The sequence below is a fragment of the Streptomyces sp. NPDC090442 genome (genome assembly GCF_044769405.1).
Taxonomy (GTDB): Bacteria; Actinomycetota; Actinomycetes; order Streptomycetales; family Streptomycetaceae; genus Streptomyces.
In genome coordinates, this window is the sequence record NZ_JBIVXW010000233.1 from 1 (window position 1) to 1,860 (window position 1,860).

A 1,860-nucleotide genomic window follows, 5' to 3' on the forward strand; every position below is an offset into this window, starting at 1 on the left:
ACCTCGACAACTGCATGGGCTCTCGGAACACCCCGAGCATGCCCACCGATCACCCCAGCTCACCGGGAAAATCCAAGATCCCCGACAGAGTCAAGGCCTGTTCTGAGTTGAGATCACGGGATCGGTCATTCCCACTTCAGGAGCGTGCTGGCTGCGGTAGACCGGTCGCGTGACTCGTGGTGATCTGACCGATGCCGAGTGGGAGTTGATCGAACCGCACCTGCCGCTGGGGGCGTTCGGACCGATCCCTGACCTGCGCAGCTACTTCAACGCGGTGATGTGGCGGTTCCGTACCGGCAGCCCCTGGCGGGATGTGCCGGAGAGCTACGGCTCCTGGTCGACGATCTACGACCGGTTCCGGATGTGGGCGCGTGACGAAGTCTTCCAGACCCTCATGGACGCGATGATCGCCGAGGCAGCGGCCCGCGACGACGTCGATCTCAGCCTGGTCAGCGTGGACTCGACCGTTACTCGCGCGCATCACCACGCGGCGGGCATGGTGGTCGACCCGGAACTGCTTCAGGACCTGGAGAAGGCCGTGGCAGAGGAAAAGGGGCTGCGGCAAAGGGGCAAAACGACCCCGTAGGCGAAGGGAACGCGGACAGGGAGGACCCCGAGCGGGAACAGCGCCGCGCCGTGCGCCGACGCCGCAGGGCCCGACTGCGGGCCGCCGAACTGGGCCGCTCCCGGGGCGGGCTCACCAGCAAGATCCACCTCGCCGTCGAGCGGCGCTGCCGCCCGCTGTCCATCATCCTCACCCCCGGGCAGGCCGCAGACAGCCCACGCTTCATCCCCGTCCTCAAGAAGATCAAGGTGCGTGTCCCGGTCGGTCGCCCCAGGACCCGGCCGGACGCAGTGGCCGGCGACAAGGCGTACTCCTCCCGCGCCAACCGCGCCCACCTGCGCAGACGCAATATCAAGGCGGTGATCCCGGAGAAGGCCGACCAGGCCGCCCACCGCAAGAAGAGGGGACGCTCCGGTGGCCGCCCGGTCAGCCACGACGCCACGCTCTACAAAGATCGCAACACCGTCGAGCGCGGCATCAACAAGTTCAAGGAATGGCGGGGGCTGGGTGAGGTCGACTCGGGGCGCCCTGCTGGTGTTTCCACCAGTGGGTTTCCCCGAGCCGCCTCCCGAACCCGGCGTGCCCGTCTCCGGGCACCGGGCTCTCCACAAATCCCGTTCGGGGGTGTTCAGTTCCTCATGCCGTAGTGGGCCACGGAGACGGAATGAGTTTTCCCCGGTATCGGTATCTGGTCGTGCTTACCTTGGCCGGGTTGAACAGTTCTGTTTCCTCTGTGACGGGCCACCAGCTGCCGCCGTAATGGCGTCGGCGGAGCTGTTTCCAAGTGATCCCGGGGTGCTTGCGTCGAATCCATCGCGTCACTCTCATCCACGCGTAGTGGCTGAGGTAACAGAAAGCGACGTTCGAAACTCCGGGACGGAAATACACGCACCATCCCCGCAACACCGAGTTCAGCTGGTGGAGCAAGGACTCCAGCGATAGTCCGACGTTCTGTCGTCCGGTCAGTTCCTTCACCTTGGCCGTGACGGAACGCACTGATTTCCGTGCCGGGTAGGTGTAGATGTACTGCCGATCAGTGCCAAGTTTCCGGTGACGCTGGATGCGCCATCCGAGAAAATCAAGGCCCTCGTCAATGTGCGTGATATTTGCCTTCTCCACCGACAGGCGAAGGCCCATTGGCTTCAATGCCTCTGCGACCTCGTCGCGTAGTTCCTCGGCATGTTCACGGTGCCCGAAGACCAGGGCTGTTGCAAAGTCCGGGTGTTGGGATGTTTGGGCAGGTCAGGGGAGTTTTAGTAGGTCGAGGGGGCGGTTGAAGGGCTGGTAGGACATCT

1 protein-coding gene and 1 pseudogene are annotated in these 1,860 nt (G+C 64.2%); one reads left to right on the forward strand and one right to left on the reverse strand.

From position 1 onward, the window contains the following. Positions 1 to 169: 169 nt before the first annotated feature. Positions 170 to 1,071: pseudogene (locus ACIQU6_RS44660) on the forward strand (transposase); the annotation flags it as partial. Between the two features lie 130 nt (positions 1,072 to 1,201). Here the strand turns inward: ACIQU6_RS44660 and ACIQU6_RS44665 are convergent. Then, positions 1,202 to 1,702: a group II intron maturase-specific domain-containing protein gene (locus ACIQU6_RS44665; protein WP_403488462.1), complete on the reverse strand. Its 501-nt coding sequence runs from the start codon at positions 1,700 to 1,702 to the stop codon at positions 1,202 to 1,204. Positions 1,703 to 1,860 lie beyond the last annotated feature (158 nt).

What these genes read in the sequence shown, in the direction of transcription:
- ACIQU6_RS44665 (WP_403488462.1), bottom strand. Translation starts at nt 1,702, where the DNA reads ATGGGCCTTCGCCTGTCGGTGGAGAAGGCAAATATCACGCACATTGAC.